This is a genomic window from Paraglaciecola sp. G1-13 (assembly GCF_055809255.1).
On the sequence record NZ_CM147903.1, the window covers coordinates 5,101,718 to 5,118,109 of the forward strand.

General features: G+C 43.8%; 9 protein-coding genes, 1 tRNA gene and 3 pseudogenes. 9 read left to right on the forward strand and 4 right to left on the reverse strand.

Going from position 1 to position 16,392, the window contains the following annotated elements; genetic code table 11:
* Positions 1-56 precede the first annotated feature (56 nt).
* Positions 57-929, forward strand: coding sequence for an SDR family oxidoreductase (locus tag AC0L6N_RS21750; protein WP_473477650.1), 873 nt, complete (start codon positions 57-59; stop codon positions 927-929).
* 32 nt (positions 930-961) lie between these two features.
* Positions 962-2,557, forward strand: coding sequence for a class I adenylate-forming enzyme family protein (locus AC0L6N_RS21755; protein ID WP_473477653.1), 1,596 nt, complete (start codon positions 962-964; stop codon positions 2,555-2,557).
* Between the two features lie 365 nt (positions 2,558-2,922).
* On the opposite strand, the gene AC0L6N_RS21760 is transcribed toward AC0L6N_RS21755, so the two are convergent.
* The gene (locus AC0L6N_RS21760) at positions 2,923-3,666 is read right to left on the reverse strand and encodes a toll/interleukin-1 receptor domain-containing protein (RefSeq protein WP_473477655.1); all 744 of its coding nucleotides are present in this window, start codon (positions 3,664-3,666) and stop codon (positions 2,923-2,925) included.
* A gap of 178 nt (positions 3,667-3,844) precedes the next feature.
* On the opposite strand from AC0L6N_RS21760, the pseudogene AC0L6N_RS21765 reads away from it, so the two are divergent.
* The 6 genes and pseudogenes from AC0L6N_RS21765 to AC0L6N_RS21790 all read left to right on the forward strand — a co-directional run.
* Positions 3,845-4,234 (forward strand): annotated as a pseudogene (locus AC0L6N_RS21765) (IS4 family transposase); the annotation flags it as partial.
* A gap of 127 nt (positions 4,235-4,361) precedes the next feature.
* Positions 4,362-5,345, forward strand: coding sequence for a transposase (locus tag AC0L6N_RS21770; protein WP_473477658.1), 984 nt, complete (start codon positions 4,362-4,364; stop codon positions 5,343-5,345).
* Between the two features lie 450 nt (positions 5,346-5,795).
* Positions 5,796-6,995, forward strand: a pseudogene (locus AC0L6N_RS21775) (transposase).
* Between the two features lie 497 nt (positions 6,996-7,492).
* Positions 7,493-7,918, forward strand: coding sequence for a hypothetical protein (locus AC0L6N_RS21780; RefSeq protein WP_473477661.1), 426 nt, complete (start codon positions 7,493-7,495; stop codon positions 7,916-7,918).
* A complete protein-coding gene (locus AC0L6N_RS21785) occupies positions 7,908-10,067 on the forward strand; it encodes a hypothetical protein (RefSeq protein ID WP_473477663.1) in 2,160 nt (719 codons plus the stop codon). Before AC0L6N_RS21780 ends, AC0L6N_RS21785 begins: the two co-directional genes overlap by 11 nt.
* A 345-nt stretch (positions 10,068-10,412) precedes the next feature.
* A pseudogene (locus AC0L6N_RS21790) lies at positions 10,413-10,553 on the forward strand (helix-turn-helix domain-containing protein); the annotation flags it as partial.
* Positions 10,554-11,609: 1,056 nt separating this feature from the next.
* Here the strand turns inward: AC0L6N_RS21790 and AC0L6N_RS21795 are convergent.
* Positions 11,610-11,686 (reverse strand) — tRNA-Arg (locus tag AC0L6N_RS21795).
* Positions 11,687-12,151: 465 nt separating this feature from the next.
* Here AC0L6N_RS21795 and AC0L6N_RS21800 point away from each other — a divergent pair.
* On the forward strand, positions 12,152-13,537 hold the full coding sequence (locus AC0L6N_RS21800) for an alkaline phosphatase PhoX (RefSeq protein WP_473477666.1): 1,386 nt from the start codon (positions 12,152-12,154) through the stop codon (positions 13,535-13,537).
* 174 nt (positions 13,538-13,711) lie between these two features.
* On the opposite strand, the gene AC0L6N_RS21805 is transcribed toward AC0L6N_RS21800, so the two are convergent.
* Together AC0L6N_RS21805 and AC0L6N_RS21810 are read right to left on the reverse strand one after the other, a co-directional pair.
* Positions 13,712-14,932: an AGE family epimerase/isomerase gene (locus AC0L6N_RS21805; protein ID WP_473477668.1), complete on the reverse strand. Its 1,221-nt coding sequence runs from the start codon at positions 14,930-14,932 to the stop codon at positions 13,712-13,714.
* A 13-nt stretch (positions 14,933-14,945) separates the two neighbouring features.
* Positions 14,946-16,241, reverse strand: coding sequence for an MGH1-like glycoside hydrolase domain-containing protein (locus AC0L6N_RS21810; protein WP_473477670.1), 1,296 nt, complete (start codon positions 16,239-16,241; stop codon positions 14,946-14,948).
* Between the last annotated feature and the right edge of the window lie 151 nt (positions 16,242-16,392).

Sequence of the window (16,392 nt, forward strand, 5' to 3'; positions counted from 1 at the left end):
AAGATAGCGAAATTGACGCGCTTGACTATGATCAGCTGCGAATTGAGGGGAAAGCCATGGGCTATCAATCTTGCTTAAGGGCAAACAGCTTTGCTGGGCAAACATATGTTGTCACGGGAGGCGGCAGTGGAATTGGTCGCTGCACCGCCCACGAATTGGCGAGTTTAGGGGCGAGCGTAGTTCTGCTTGGCCGCAATCTAGAAAAATTGCAGTGTACCAGTAATGAGATCATCGATGATGGCGGAAGTGCAGACTATTTCGCTCTGGATATCCGCGATGAAGAGCAGGTCATCACCACTGTAAGCGCCATTTTAAAAGCCCATGAGCACGTGCATGGCTTGTTGAATATTGCCGGTGGGCAATTTCGCGCGCCACTAGAGGCCATCAGCAAAAAAGGCTTTGAAAGCGTGGTGCAAACCAACCTAGTGGGCGGCTTTTTGATGGCCAGAGAACTGTTTAAACAGCACTTCAAAGCTCATGGCGGCAGCATAGTCAATATCACCGCGGATAATAAAAACGGCATGCCGGGTATGGGGCACTCTGGTGCTGCCCGCGCAGGTGTCGAGAACCTCACTAAAACGGCCGCGTGGGAGTGGGGCCGATATGGCGTGCGAGTGAATACGGTAGCGCCGGGTTGGGTGGCCTCTTCTGGCCTTGATACCTACCCCCAAGAGATGCAGGCCGCGATAAACAATCTAAAACATGCAGTCCCCCTGGGGCGTATTGCTAGCGAAGCAGAAATCTCGTCGCTGATTTGTTTTTTAATGAGCCCAGGCGCCAATTTCATTAGTGGCCAATCTATATGGGTGGACGGCGCAGCCAGTATGGGCTCAGCCCCTGCACTTGCACCACTTGGCCAAACCGCACCTGTTAACAGCACAACGTGGGACGGCTTTCATCGCTCAGCGCCGCCCAAGGTTTTGCGCTAACGCGCAGCACAATATCAACGAAGGATGTGAAGATGAATAACCACGCATTGAATAGAAACCTGATAGAGCGCGTTGCCTTAGGTGACCTGCTTCGTAAGCGCAGCAGAGACAGTGGCGAGCTGCCCGCTATTGTGGATTTTCCGGAAGGAATGCGCCGAGTAACTAGTTATAACGCGTTAAATCGGCGGGTGAATCAGTTGGCACACGGCTTAATCGAAAAGGGCGTTAAACAAGGGGATAAATTAGCGTTATTCTCCACTAATCAGCGCGACATGCTCACCGTGTACTTTGCCTGCTACAAACTTGGTGTCATTGCTGTACCCATTAACTTTATGCAAGGCGTGGACGATGTGCGCTACAACCTTGAACACAGCGGAACCTCAGCGGTTATTTACGAAGCGATGTTTACCGAGCTAGTGCACGCCAGCACCCAAGGTAATCCACACATCAAGCTGACCGTGCAAATGGGCAATACCAAGGGCAAGTCTGATTACAGCTTAGAAGCGCTGCTTGATAATCAAAGTGAGCAAGAGATTAATGATCGTATTATTGAGGACAGAGATACGGCCCACATGATCTACACCTCGGGCACCACGTCACGGCCTAAAGCGGTTGAGTCATCCCATCTGGCCCTGACCATAGCGGCGTTAACCGGTGTCATTGAGCTTGAGTTAAATCGCTATAACCGTATGTTGTTGGTGCTGCCGTTGTTTCATTGTGCGGCCTTGGCTGTGCTACACCCAGTCATGATGCGCGGGGGCTGTACTGTGCTGCACGCTGCATTTGACCCTAACGTCATCGTGGATAGCCTTGAGCAGGAAAAAATCGAAACCGCCGTGTTTATGCCCATGATGTGGCATGCACTGCTCGCCACGCCGAATGTTGAACAGCGCGACTTTCAACATTTCAAATTAGGGGTGTATTCCATGGCTGCTATGAATAGTAAAAGCCTAGAAAAAGTGCGCAAAGTCTTTGGTTGCCAGATGCATTTGGGCAGCGGCCAAACCGAGTTCGCTCCTGTTGCCTGTATGTATCGAGATAAAACCCCAACCGAATTCAGCGAAGGTAATTATTGGGGCGTGCCAGTGTGCACTGGTGAGCAAGCGATTATTGATACGCAAGGCAACGAGCTGCCAAACGGCGAAGCGGGTGAGATCGTATGGCGCGGGCCACAAGTTATGCGTGGCTATTATAAGAACGAGCAAGCCACGGAAGAGGCGGGCAAATTCGGCTGGCATCACACGGGGGATATCGGCTTAATCGATAACCAAGGCCAACTGCTGTTTATTGATCGCATAAAAGACACAATAAAATCCGGTGGCGAAAATGTCTCATCACAAAAGGTAGAGCAAGCCTTGGAATTACTAGAGGGCATCGAGCGCGCAGCCGCTTTCGGCGTGAGCCACCCCCATTGGGGCGAAGCCGTGTGTGCCTGCATTATCAGCACAACCTTCAATGAAGCTGACCTTGCTCTTATCGAAGCGCACTGCAAAGCCCAGCTAGGGCAATTCGAAGTCCCCAAAGCCATTTTTATCTGCGAAACCCTACCGGTTACAGGCACAGGGAAAGTCAGAAAGGTGGAGTTGCGAGAGCAGTATAAGGACTTCTTCAGTGAACTAAATGAATAGGCGGCTGTGTGACGAGTGTCGGGCTTTCTAGGTAAATGATTCTGTTGTGAGTAGATCGTCACGCGTGTTCACGAATGGCGCTTAGCGCTTTGCTCTGGGCAAGACGCTTTGGTGGCTGCTTAGCTTTTACTTGGAGTTCTGTAAATAACTGTACTAAATCTTAAATTTGAATGACTCAAACCATATTTATCAAAATTGTAAAGCTAAGAGATGTCTGATTTGACAGAATGTAAACTTCTTAGTTGGGCTAACTTGGTTACGCGACTGACTTCTGTGAGCGAATACCAGCCGTTCATGTTTGATGATTTTAACACCCGATTAATAGGCGAAAACCGCTCTTGTATATGTCCGATTTCAATCGTTTGCTATGCATCAACTACTCCATGACTAACAAGGTATTCGAAGCCGTCGTCTGTCACAGAGTATTGCCCAAGAACATTTCTTTCGACTAACCCTTCTTGTTCCGCTTGACTCAAATAACGTTCTAATTTCAGACGGTGGATAGCTGTGAAGTTCTTTATCTGGCCAATAGTTAACCCATCTATATGACTTCTCTCAAATGCTGCTGAAATAGCCGTCATCGCAGCTTTCAGACCGTCAGCAGTTCTATCAGGCTTAGAACCTTGTAGCGGCATAAACGGGCTCGCCCCAATTTCAGGCTTTTCAAACAATGGTGCATTTAAAAGAACTCTAAGCAACTCATCAAGTGAATATTCAACTTCAGAATCATTGGAAAAGTTAATATATAGTTTAGTCTTCAAGAATGTAGGAAGATCGATCGACGATGACTGCCGGATAACAGGAATAATTATATTGCTGTCTATTTTTGTAAGTAGTGACGCAGTAACGATCATTTTTTCATAACCAACGCCGCCTGTGCCAGCGTTGGCTTTAGCAACATATGTTTCTGAACAAACGATTATTACGTAATCACATTTTTCTAATTCTGTTTCCATAAAATGTGGCAGATCGTCACCTGGACGCAAATCCCATTGATCAAGAACTGCATCTATACCACGATTACGAAGAGTCGTCGCGAAATCTAAAACCCAACTTTTATGTTCAGCTGAATCATGTGAATATGAGATAAATACTCTCGGTGCAACCATACATAACACTCCTTGATGATGCTCGATTTTGATGCATAACGCCTCAATCTAACGACCCTCCTCATAATTATGAGCAGAAACAATAATATAGACACGCATGACGTTATTTGACGTCTTTTATCAAGAAAGAGGATTTCGCCAAAAACTAACTAAGCTGCTACCTACAAAGAATAACACCATGCGTGATATTCATATCTTACACGATTTGCTTAAAAAACAATGCCCTAATCTACATGCCAAACGTCTTTCCTCTTTGATGGTTGCCATCCAATCTTTGCTAGATGGTCAGCAACTGTCGTTGACCGAATTAGGACGCAATATCTCAGGCTCCGTGGCCCCGAAACACAACAACAAACGCATCGACAGGCTGCTTGGTAATAACAATCTACATAATGAACGGCTCGACATCTACCGTTGGCACGCTCGCTTGCTTTGCGGTGCTAACCCCATGCCGGTTGTTCTTGTGGATTGGTCTGATGTGCGTGAGCATCTCAGGCATTTAACCTTGCGTGCATCGGTCAGTGTTCAAGGACGCTCTGTCACACTTTATGAGCGCGTATTTTCATTCGGTGAATAAACAATATAGAGACAATATAGAGACACCCATCAATATAGAGACACCCATAATAAAAATGGTCAATTTTCAGGGCTAAGCTAGACTTGATGTGTGTTTCATTTAGTCAGGTAGATGGATTATGCCTCAACCTCGAAAAAGCCAAATTAGTTTAATCGATACGCCTTATTACCATTGTGTTTCCCGCTGCGTAAGGCAGTCGTTCTTGTGCGGAGTCGATACGCATTCTGGGCAAAGTTACGAGCATCGCCGAGGCTGGGTTGAAGAGCGTTTGTTGTTTTTGTCTACGGTATTCGCCATAGATATTTGTGCCTATGCGGTCATGAATAATCACACGCATGTGGTGCTATGTGTGAGTAAAACAATGGCTGACAATTGGAATAGCGATGAAGTGTTGAGGCGCTATCACAAGCTACACAGAGGCACTTTGCTGACTCAGAAATTTATGAACGGCGATACGCTGAGCCAAGGAGAGCTAATCACTTTTGATGAGACCGTTGAAACCTACCGAAGACGTCTGTACGACATAAGCTGGTTTATGCGTGATTTGAATGAGTATATTGCTCGTGAAGCCAATAAAGAGGATGGCTGCACCGGGCGTTTTTGGGAAGGACGATTTAAGTCCCAAGCGCTGTTAGATGAGAGTGCCCTTCTGGCGTGTATGGCCTATGTAGATTTAAACCCCATTCGTGCAAAAATGGCAAAAACACCCGAAACATCAAAGCACACCAGTATCAAAAAACGTGCTCAGGCGGCTAAAAATAAACGAGAGCAACCGATTGCTTTAATGCCCTTTGTAGGAAATCATCGTGAAAATATGCCTCGAGGTATCGCTTACTCACTCAAAGACTATTGTGAATTGGTAGACACGACAGGCCGATGCATTCGTGATGATAAGGCCGGTCATATCGATAATATCCACAGTCCTATTCTTCAACGATTGGGATTAGACTCTGCTCAATGGTTAACCTTAACCACGGAGTTCGAAAAACACTTCTGCTACGCTGCTGGCGCTGAGCAAATGATGAATGTATTTAAACGCCACACTCATCATCAACGGCTGCGGGGAATGACCAAAGCGAGAGAGTTATTAAGGCGCGCATAAATCAATTTCGAACATTACATATCATGCATATCTTGTAGCCTAATCCCTTGCCTGAAAATTGACCTTGCGCTGGATTTTCTCCTTCCACGCTTAATATTCCAGTAGAAATCCCTAATCGTTCAAATGAAAAGTACTTTAATGCTTGTTGAGGGGTCTTCCCCCCTTCTAAGCAGAAGAGTTTTTTATACGAATCTAAAGATGGCTGTCTGTGTTACTTGGCTGTCTGTGTTACTTGTTTTCGAATCTAAAGATGGCTGTCTGTGTTAGTTGCTAATAAAACCACCGGATTGATTAAAACCAGTTGGTTTGATGGGCTGATTACTTCAAAGAACGATATAAAAAACAATATAAAGACACCAAACAATATAAAGACACCCATGATAAAAATGGTCAATTTTCAGGGCTTAAATAGACTTGATTGGTGTATCATTTTTATCGGGTAGATGGATTGTGCCTCAACCTCGAAAAAGCCAAATTAGTTTAATCGATACCCCTATTTTATTCACAACATCCATGTCGTTCACTTCTTCGAAGCCAGCTAAAGCTGTTCAAATTTTATTCCCGATAAATTTGTCATTGCGTTTCCCGCTGTGTGCGGCGTTCTTTCTTGTGTGGAATAGATAAATACTCTGGCCAGAGTTACGAGCATCGCCGTGGTTGGGTAGAAGAGCGTTTGTTGTTTTTATCTACGGTATTTTCCATCGACATTTGTGCCTATGCGGTCATGAATAATCAGTAAAAATGTCGGGAACATTTTACAACAGCTTTAGCTGGCCCGAAGGGCGTAAGGCAGGATGCCTGAAGTAGACTCACATGGTGCTATGTGTGGATAAAGCAATGGCTGCTCATTGGGATAGGCATGAAGTGTTGAGGCGCTATCACAAGCTGCACAGAGGCACATTGCTGACTCAGAAATTTATGAAGGGCGATACGCTGAGCCAAGGAGAGCTAATCACCTTTGATGAGACCGTTGAAACCTATCGGCAACGTTTGTACGACATAAGCTGGTTTATGCGTGATTTAAATGAGCATATTGCTCGTGAAGCTAATAAAGAGGATGGTTGCACTGGCCGTTTTTATTCGCCGCCATCCTTGGCGCTCTCCCTGCGGGCCAGCTAAAGCTGTTCTAATTTACTCCTGATAAATTAGTGGGAGGGGCGATTTAAATCACAGGCACTACTCGATGAAAGTGCGGTGTTAGCGTGTTTGGCCTATGTGGACTTAAATCCCATTCGGGCAAAAATGGCAAAAACACCCGAAACATCAAAGCACACCAGTATCAAAAAGCGCATTCACGCCATTAAAAACCAACAACCACAACCGAACGTGTTAATGCCGTTTGTAGGAAACCCTCGTGAAAATATACCTCGAGGTATCGCATATTCGCTCAAAGACTATTGTGAATTGGTAGACACGACAGGTCGATGCATTCGTGATGACAAGGCCGGTCATATCGATAACACTAACAGCCCTATTCTACAAAGATTAGGATTAGACGCTGCTCAATGGTTAACCTTAACCACTGAGTTCGAAAAACACTTCTGCTACGCTGCTGGCGCTGAGCAAATGATGAATGCATTTAAACGCCACACCCATCATCAACGGCTGCGAGGTATGACCAAAGCGAGAGAGTTGTTAACGCTCGCATAAAACATTACAACTGACACATCTAATGTATCTCTTGTAGCATTGACGCTTGCCAAAAAATGACCTCGCGCGCCGTTTCCTTCCTCAACGCTCACTTTTCCAGTAAAAATCCCCAATCATTAAACTCCAAAGTACTTTAACGCTTGTTGAGGGGTATACCCCCTTCTGAGCAGGTGTGCTTTTTCATACGACTCTAAAGATGGGTGTCTATGTAATTTATGTAATTTCTCAATCATTAACTCAAAAGTACATTAACGCTTGTTTAGGGGGATTTTCCGTTCTAAGCAGGAGAGTTTTTTATACTATTCTAAAGATGGCTGCCTATGTTAGCTTTGATTTTGCAGGATTCTAAGGATGGCTGTCTATGTTAGCTTCTTGATCTCTTGAAACTTTATACTAACTTTCTAAAGTACAATTTAGCTTTTAGTTTCTATTAGTTAACTTGAAGCCTATGGTCAGGCCATTTTGCGCAAAAATAAGGACGCTTCTGCGAAAAGAATATGATTGATACCTCAATAGTTTTTCTCAGCGCACTAACATTTACAGTTTACTTAGCAAAAAATATTGTACCAGAAATTACTAAAAATTGGTTTCTGAAAGAAAAAGAACTAAGAGACTCATTTTTCAAAGAAAAAGTACTGGAAGAACGAAAGATTTGCAGAGATTTATGGAACTTACTGTCTGTAATAGACTTCAATGAACATGTTCAAGAACAGTGCTTTGATTTATCTCGCCAATTAAAGAGCTTTAAACTCAAATCTTTGCCTTTTATTCATCCATCAGTGCTGGAATGCATCGATGAAGTAGTCGACGCTATAGGAGACGAAGAAACCTTCCCTGACTCAAATGTTAACCAATATGTTCTAGAACAAATTTACAGTTTGGGAAACGCCCTTAATAAAAGGATGTTCAGATATGACCGATAGCAATAATTTTAAAAAATTTCTTGAAGTTTTTAATAACAAAAAAGTCTGGGAAGAAAACGAATTTATTGACGATACATTTATTCACCCTTTAGACTTTCCCAGCTTCCAAGATAAATTAAAAGGTGCCTATAGCATAGACAATTCGAAAGACTATTTCGCGCACACTAAAGAATTACATATTTCACAGTTTTTGCAGGATATAAGAGAATACTTTGTTAATACCCACTTTAGGCCAGGAAAGAAATATTTTTTGAGTGATGTATTCGTTGATAATGATGGAGACGAAAGCAACTTATCTAAAGTAGATGTTGCTCTAAATTACTCGGTAGCGACTGGCAAACCTTGTGTAATTGTTGGTGAAAGAGGTTCTGGTAAAACGGCTACACTCCTAGTTTACCTTTATAGGCACTATGAGGAATTGCAAAAAAATAATATCCTTTGGTTGAGGTGCGACGTACATAAACTATACGAATCTTGGATAACATCGACTGCTGCTGGCGCAGTTAGGATAACCTTAGATGATTTCTTGGATTTATTTTTAGCATATGTAATGTGTAAATTCTCTGAGAATGATGAGCACAAGGATATATATGAATTAATGCAATTGCTAAGTTCTGAAAGTGATATTAGCTTCAAAAAATTATTAAAAGCATCGCATACAAACCTCACTAACGTTTCATTAAAAGACGAGGTGAAAGATATAAGAGACAGAATTAAAAGTTATGAAAAATCAGATGCAAAACGTTCTTATTTGATGGATGAGTGGGTTGCCAATGCTCAGAAAAAAAATAATGAACAAAGAAAGCAATTTCAAAATGCAAAAGCACTTGCCGATGCTCTCAAAGAATTTCTATCTACTACAAAAAAGAAACTAGCAGTTTTTATTGACGGTAGTGACAACATTGATATAAACAAAGCAGTAGGGGCTGAACTTTATGAAGAGTTTTTGCACCAAATAAAAAATTATTGCTTTAAAAAATGCCCGCACGATATTAGTTACATCACGTTAATGCGACCAAGAACACACGAAGATTTGCTCGAGCGAATCTCACTTGGTGCTCAGTTAAAGGATGACGACGAACCTTTAGTTAATACATTAACACCATCATGTTGTGAAACCGTTACAGGGAAAAGATTTACTTATATCTTGGATACAAAGCTTTCGAATGCAGCGGAACAATTCAAACCTATTAGCAGAGCAATGGACCACGCACTTTCTGCCATTGATGAAGATAGAAACCCCATGAAGACTCAATTATCTGTAAATTACAACATGCGAGATTTTTTATATAATCGTCTATCGTTGATTAACTTACTGAGCTATGTTTCGAGGGCTGAGGTTAGTATTAAAAATAGTTCAGAGCCAAGCGAACTTCATGTAAATGCAAATAGTTGGAATAACCGAAATAAGTTTTTAAATGGGAAACTGTATCTAAATTCAAAAAATGGGATCGACACGTCTGGTCACGGGAATATTTATTTCAACCTATTTTATTACAAGAATGGGAAGGGGAAATGGTATGGATTCATTTTTTTACGCATTTATCAGTTAATTAAAAGGCTTCATACAGCATCGTTTGAGATTTTCATTGAGTGTATTGCTTCACTATTCGATTATGAAACTCAAAATATTGAGGCTGCAATCAGAATTTGTGAAACATATGGATTAGTACATTTCATTCAAAGCTTTGATGGTGAAAACCAAATTACACTACACATTAAGTTGAATGACAAATTCGATTACTTTGTGGAGTCAACATTTAAGGACGCAGATATATTATATTATCTAGCTTTGGACACAAGAGTTCCAAATAATTTATTGGCTGATAATAAAATTATATGCCATTCAAACAAAATTAAAGGCAAATCTTATTACAACAATACAATGCCATTCACCGTTATGTATTTTATTAAATTTTTAATTGAGCAGGATAAAATAGAAAAAAAAGGACTCACTGATAAGATCACCGCTCTGCTACAAAAATACGATGGCTTGAGCATAGATAAAGCTGATTATATCCTACCAATTCTTCAGCAACATTCTTATATCAGGCTTTTTCATCGTATTCAACGCGCTCTAGGCAACACTGATTCAGGCACAAGAGCTAACTTTACTGAAAGGTTTGGCGGCGAATTAAAATTGCACTAAACATAAGCTTTACAATAAATTTAGCAAATTGCTTCTCTTATTTGATTGCAAACCTTAATTTTTAACTAGCATCAAAACTAAAACAAAATTATTTATCTAAGTATTGGGGGCAGAACAGAATTAAATTTTCAGTGATGCGATGGGCAAAATAAATGATAACAATATTAGGAGGCTAAAGACTGGATTGTCTAATCCTCGGTCATTAGCAGACCAATCGTTTATATTCAAATCCTATTGTAATACTGATAACCGAATTCAGATAATAAGTGCACCACTCATGGTTAATTAGGGATAGACGAACAACTGCCTGTTGGTGGTATTCTTAAGTCGCCAAACAAAAAGAGTATCACCATGAGTTACAAGCAGTTGATCGAAGGACAAAGATATCAGATAGAGGCCTACTTGCGCGAGGGTTTCAGTTATCGGGAAATAGGAAAACGGTTGTGTGTTAGTCACAGCACCATCAGCCGGGAAGTTCGGCGCAATCGTTTAAGAGACAGTCATTATTTGCCTGAATTGGCACAAAGTAAAACATTCCTGAAAAAATTTGAACTACAGCAAGTAAGATTTTGTCGACCAAAATACAGACGCGAAAAATTAATGTAAATAGGTCACTTTAATAAAATAGTATTAAGTCGCTACATATTTGCTACACAGATCGAGTTTTTAATGATGCGCTTTTCTTGAGTTGGCCTGCAGGCCTCTAGAAATGGTACACCCGACGCGATTGCTTCCACCATCCATGGCGGTCGTCCCTTCGCGACCATGCTACGCATGTCCTAAAACGTTCCCGACGTTTTAGTCGAACGCAACACAGGTTCTTACCTATCGGGTGCTAAGTCGTTTATTCGGGCAAGTTGGGGTACTGAAGACGTTCTAAATATGGGGTTCTAATAGAGGAATTTAATTTCATAGGTCGTCATTAATGTCGTCAGGCTGTTTAACTCACCTGTGCTAACGGCATTCCAGATATCAGCTCTCACTGCGTTCGGCGAGTCGCTTCAATGCGATAGCACGTCAATGGTGCACCCACAACGGAGTTGCCGCAGCGCGATTGCTCCCACCATCCATGGTGGTCGTCGCTTCGCAACCATGCTACGCATGTCCTAAAACGTTCCCGACGTTTTAGTCGAACGCAACACAGGTTCTTACCTATCGGGTGCCAAATCGTTTGTTCGTACAAGTTGGGGTATTGGAGACGTTCTAAATATGGGTTCTATTAGAGGAATTTGATTTGATAGGTCGTCATTAACGTCGTCAGGCAGTTTAACTCACCTGTGCTAACGGCATTTCAGATATCAGCAATCACTGCGTTCGGTGAGTCGCTTCAATGCGATAGCACGACAATGGTGCACCCGACAGGAGTATAAAATACGTCCATGTATTTTACCCTACGGGCCGTCGCAAGCGACGTTCCAAAATGTTCCTGACATTTTGGTCGAACGATCGCGTTCAAATCGGCCAAGCGCACCAATAAATAATAGAGTCGAATTCTGAAATTGATCTTTAAAGGAGAATGGGAGGTATTTTTGAATTTGGAGATGGTGCACCCGGCGCGATTCGAACGCGCGACCTTTGCCTCCGGAGGGCAACGCTCTATCCAGCTGAGCTACGGGTGCATATTTTGTTGTTTGATACATGCTGTATCGGTACTGCTATTTTCAATATAAAACTTGGGGTTACTCTTTTTACTATGGCGTAAACACGTCCATGATGATATTCCCCCAGCGCGCGTACATCCTGTACTTCCGTTCGCTCCTCTCGACGTGATGTTAAATCACTTCTCATCGGCTGCGCCGACTGGCGCTTACCCAGCTGAGCTAAGGGTGCTTCATTTTGTGAGCGCTGATTCTAATGAAATACAGCGTATTTTCCACTGTTATTTGGTTTTATTATTGGGGATGTTTGCTCATAGCCAATTTTTGGCTTTTATTGCGCCTAACGGATAAAACCACGTTGTCATATTGCTGTGGTATTTGCCTTTTATAATCACGCTTTAACAGCATTAACGAACAATTTAAATAATATTATGTGATAACATCACATTTTGTGTTTGATTTCATTTCAACGGTTTAGGCAAGATTATGGTAACAAGAAGACAGTTTACTTTGGGTGCAAGTGCATTGGCGTTTGGTGGTTTAACGGCAAGTTATTTTGGAAAAGTGAACGCGGCTTCTGCATTAGCCAGTACGCATGGGTTTGGCCCGTTATTGGCTGATCCCAAACAGGTTTTAGATTTGCCAGCTGGCTTTAATTATCAGGTTATTTCTCAGTTAGGTGAAAAAATGTCTGATGGTTTCACCGTGCCGGATAGAGCCGACGGCATGGGCTGTTTCCCATTGGACGAAGAGCGCGTGGCGCTTATTCGTAACCATGAGTTGCATCCACGCGACTTAATCAAAGCTGAGCAGAGCATTCAGCAGCATAAGAGCACCATGGCTTATGATCAGACCGACGATGGCGTGGCGCTACCTGGGGGGACCAGTAAACTGGTGTACAACCTGAAAACCCAAACCCTTGAAGAGCAGTTTTTAACCTTGGTTGGCACGGTGCGTAATTGCGCAGGTGGTGCGACCCCTTGGAATACGTGGTTAACCTGTGAAGAGTCAGTGCTTAAAGCAGGTGTAGGTGTCGCCAAGTCCCATGGTTATATTTTTGAAGTGCCAGCCACGGCAAACGGCTTAATTGAGCCAAAGCCGTTAACCGCCATGGGGCGCTTTAACCATGAAGCCGCTGCGGTAGACCCACGCACGGGGATTGTGTATTTGACAGAGGATCGCGGCGACAGTTTGTTCTATCGATTTATTCCTCATCAGCGCGGGCAGCTCGACCAAGGCGGCCAACTGCAAGCTCTAGTGCTCAACGGTACTAACGGCGTTAAAGGCAGCCAAGGTTACGATACGCGCAATTGGGAAGCTCAGCAGATGCCGCTACAAGAATGGGTAGATGCCCATTGGGTAAACTTAGATAACCCCGAAAGCCCTGAAGACGACTTGCGTGCTCGAGGTTATAAAGACGGGGCCGCTTTGTTTGCTCGTGGTGAGGGGATCCACTGGGGAGACAACGAATTGTATTTTTGCTGCACCAATGGCGGTAGCAAGCAGTTAGGGCAGATTATGCGCTATCAGCCATCGGCTTTCGAGGGCCAGCCACAAGAGGCTGACGCGCCGGGCAGGTTGCAGCTGTTCTTACAAAGCGAGGATGAATCGTTGTACAACTTCGGCGATAACCTGACCGTTACTCCTTACGGCCATCTTTTGGTGTGCGAAGACCAATATACTGACGTGGTAGAAAACCACTTACGCGGTGTTACCCCGAAAGGTGAAGCATACGATTTTGCGCGTTTACATATGCAAACCGAATTGGCTGGGGCGTGTTTCTCGCCTGATGGTTCAGTCTTGTTTGTTAATTTGTATTCACCTACCAGAACCCTAGCCATCAAAGGGCCTTGGCATAAGTTCGCTGGTTAATACCAATGTTATGCTCAGGCGAGTCATTGCACTGATAAGCAAACAATAAAAAGCCCGCATGAAACCAAGGGGGACACAGTGTTTCATGCAGGCTAGTACTACCTGTTACCTTTTTGCCGGGCTGGCATTGCTTATTGCGTTTACAAGCGTTGCGACAGCTAAGCGTGGTGTTATTTACGCCATTGGGTGGCGGCGCACTAGTTCGAGTACGTCGTAGCAAGCACCCATGGTGTGGTAGTCAGTTTTACCGATTGGGCTTTTAAGCTGATCAATTTTTTGGTTGTCGTGGGTCAGTATTCTGAACCAAGCGCCGTATTGGTGATCAACCATATGCTGCCATGAGTATTGCCAAATTTTGTTGTACCAATCCGCGTAGGTAGCGTCACCAGTATGGTGGTACAAATATGCGGCGCAGCACATAGATTCCGCCTGAACCCAAAAGTATTTTTCGTTATCACAAATACTCATATCTGGGGCGAACCCATAGAATATCCCGCCATGCTCTTTGTCCCACGCGACGGCAAGTGATTCATCGAACAAGGCTTTAGCGCGCTCGACTAACCAAGGCTGCGGGTCGTGCCTAGTGATAAACAACAATAGCTTTGACCATTCTGTTTGGTGACCCGGTTGAAAACCCCAAGGACGAAACAGGTTTTTCGGATCGTCTTTGTTGTATTCAAGGTCCACTTGCCAGTTGAGGTCGTAATGTTCCCAAATCAAACCACCCATAAGGGCAGCTTGTTGGTTGGTCATTTTATCTGCTAGGGCGATGGCGCGATCAAGAAAGTGGCGCTCGCCGCTGGCTTCATACGCTGCTATCAACGCTTCACAGGTGTGCATGTTGGCATTTTGCCCGCGGTAGTTATCGCACACGCTAAAATCGGCGTTGCATTGGTCTTTGTATAAACCGGCTTGTGCATCCCAGAAGTGTTGCTCCATGGTATTCCATGTTTCGTTCAGGTACTCGCGAGCTTCTATAACACCCACCCGCAGCGCCCAGCTGTAGGCCAGGATCACAAATGCAAAACCATAGCAGTGATTGGTTTGGTCTTGCACCGTCACGTCACCGTCTTGCACAGTTAATAACCAATTATAGCCACCCGTTTCAGGTACATAATGGGCATTACGAATGAATTCGATACCCGACTTGACCCGCTCAAGGTATTTCGGAGTGCGAAATTCTTGGTACGCACGGGCGTAATTAAACACAAAACGGGTTGAGCTGACTAAGTGACGAGTGCCTTTGTCGAACACCTCGCCATTGTCTAAAAAGTTTTGGTAAAAACCGCCATGGGGGTCGTCTACGTTAGTTTCATAAAATTTAAGCGTGTCATTAATATGCTCAACCAAAAACGCTGGAGCATGAAACGATGGGGTGTTATTCGTGATATTCATTTTCTTGTTGCCCTTACAGTAACCAATGCAAGGCGATGGCGGCTGTCCATGAAAAGTCTTTACCGCCACAACCTTCGCCTGTTTCAGGGTTGAAGTATTCGTAATAGCCTGACAAGTCAACGAGGGCGCGGCAGTCATTGCGTAATTTATCTGCGGTTTGTTGGTAACCTTCAGCTTCAAAGCCCAGTGCAATCATCCAGTTAATGTGTAACCAGATAGGCCCGCGCCAGTAACGCTGGGGTTCGTAGCGGCTTTCTTCGGGGTGAGTTGACGCCATACAATACTGGCTGGCTTCGTTCCATTGTTTGGCTTTGCTGTTCAAAATGTCTTTTTGCTTGGCATCAGCCAAACCTGCAAACACGGTTAACATCCCGGCAGAGGTACGCACTTTACATAGGGTGTCAGTGAGTACGTTTCGGCAATAGAAGTATTCTGCTTCAGGACACCACAGGGTATTAATGGCATTTTCAGTGAGGGCAATACGTTGAGCGATAACGTCTAAGCGATCGTCTTTAATACCTAAGGTTTCACCCAAAGCGAGTATATCTTTACTGCCTCTGTGCAATATCGAAATGATACCGATGTCGTTCACTTTATAGGGGCACTCATTGAAGATCACTTCGCTGTCGAATTTGTGCTTTTTAAAGAAGTCGACCAAGAACAAGAAGCGGTCATATTCGCTTTTATGGGGGCGCTGGGCTGAGTTGACATGACCTAAGTCGCGGCGCTCGTAGGCCCAATCTACGCAAGGTACATCGTGCAAGGCTTCATCCCATGCGGGGCTGTTGTCCATGCCTGATTCCCACGGGTGGTAGCTTACCACTAAGCCAGTATTTAGCGGGTCACGCTCGTTATACCACCATAAGTGATAGTCCACTAAGCTCGAAAACAGTGACTCAACTTTACTCAAAGCAAAGGCTTTATCGTCCGCCGTATCTAACATGTCTTTCATGACAGTGGCCACAACCGGCGGCTGGGAAATAGAAGTACTTTTCACGCGTTTGTCAGAGCCCCAAATGTCTGGACCAGGAAAGTACGTGGTGGAGTCTTGATGAAATAGTATGTGCGGCACCATGCCGTTATCCCACTGGCCGTCGAACAAAACTTCGATTTCTTGCCAAGCACGTGGTTCGTCGAAATGCTTCCAACCTAATGCAGTAATAGCGGAGTCCCAGTTCCATTGAAAAGGGTACAGACCGTGTGTTGGTACGGTGTAGCCACCTAAGTCATTGGCAACTAGCGTCTCCTGGGCTTTCTTAATTAATGCTGCAGTCTCTAAAGAATGTACTTTATTAACGTTGGTAGTCATAACGGGTGCTCTTTTTGGATTATCAGACGATAAATGAATCTTAAAGCACTCATTATGGGTTGTAAATGTTTTTTTCGTGTGTTTTAATCCGTTTCGAAGTAACAAATTAATAACATTAAATGAACGTTCGCCACATTAATAACGAATAAGT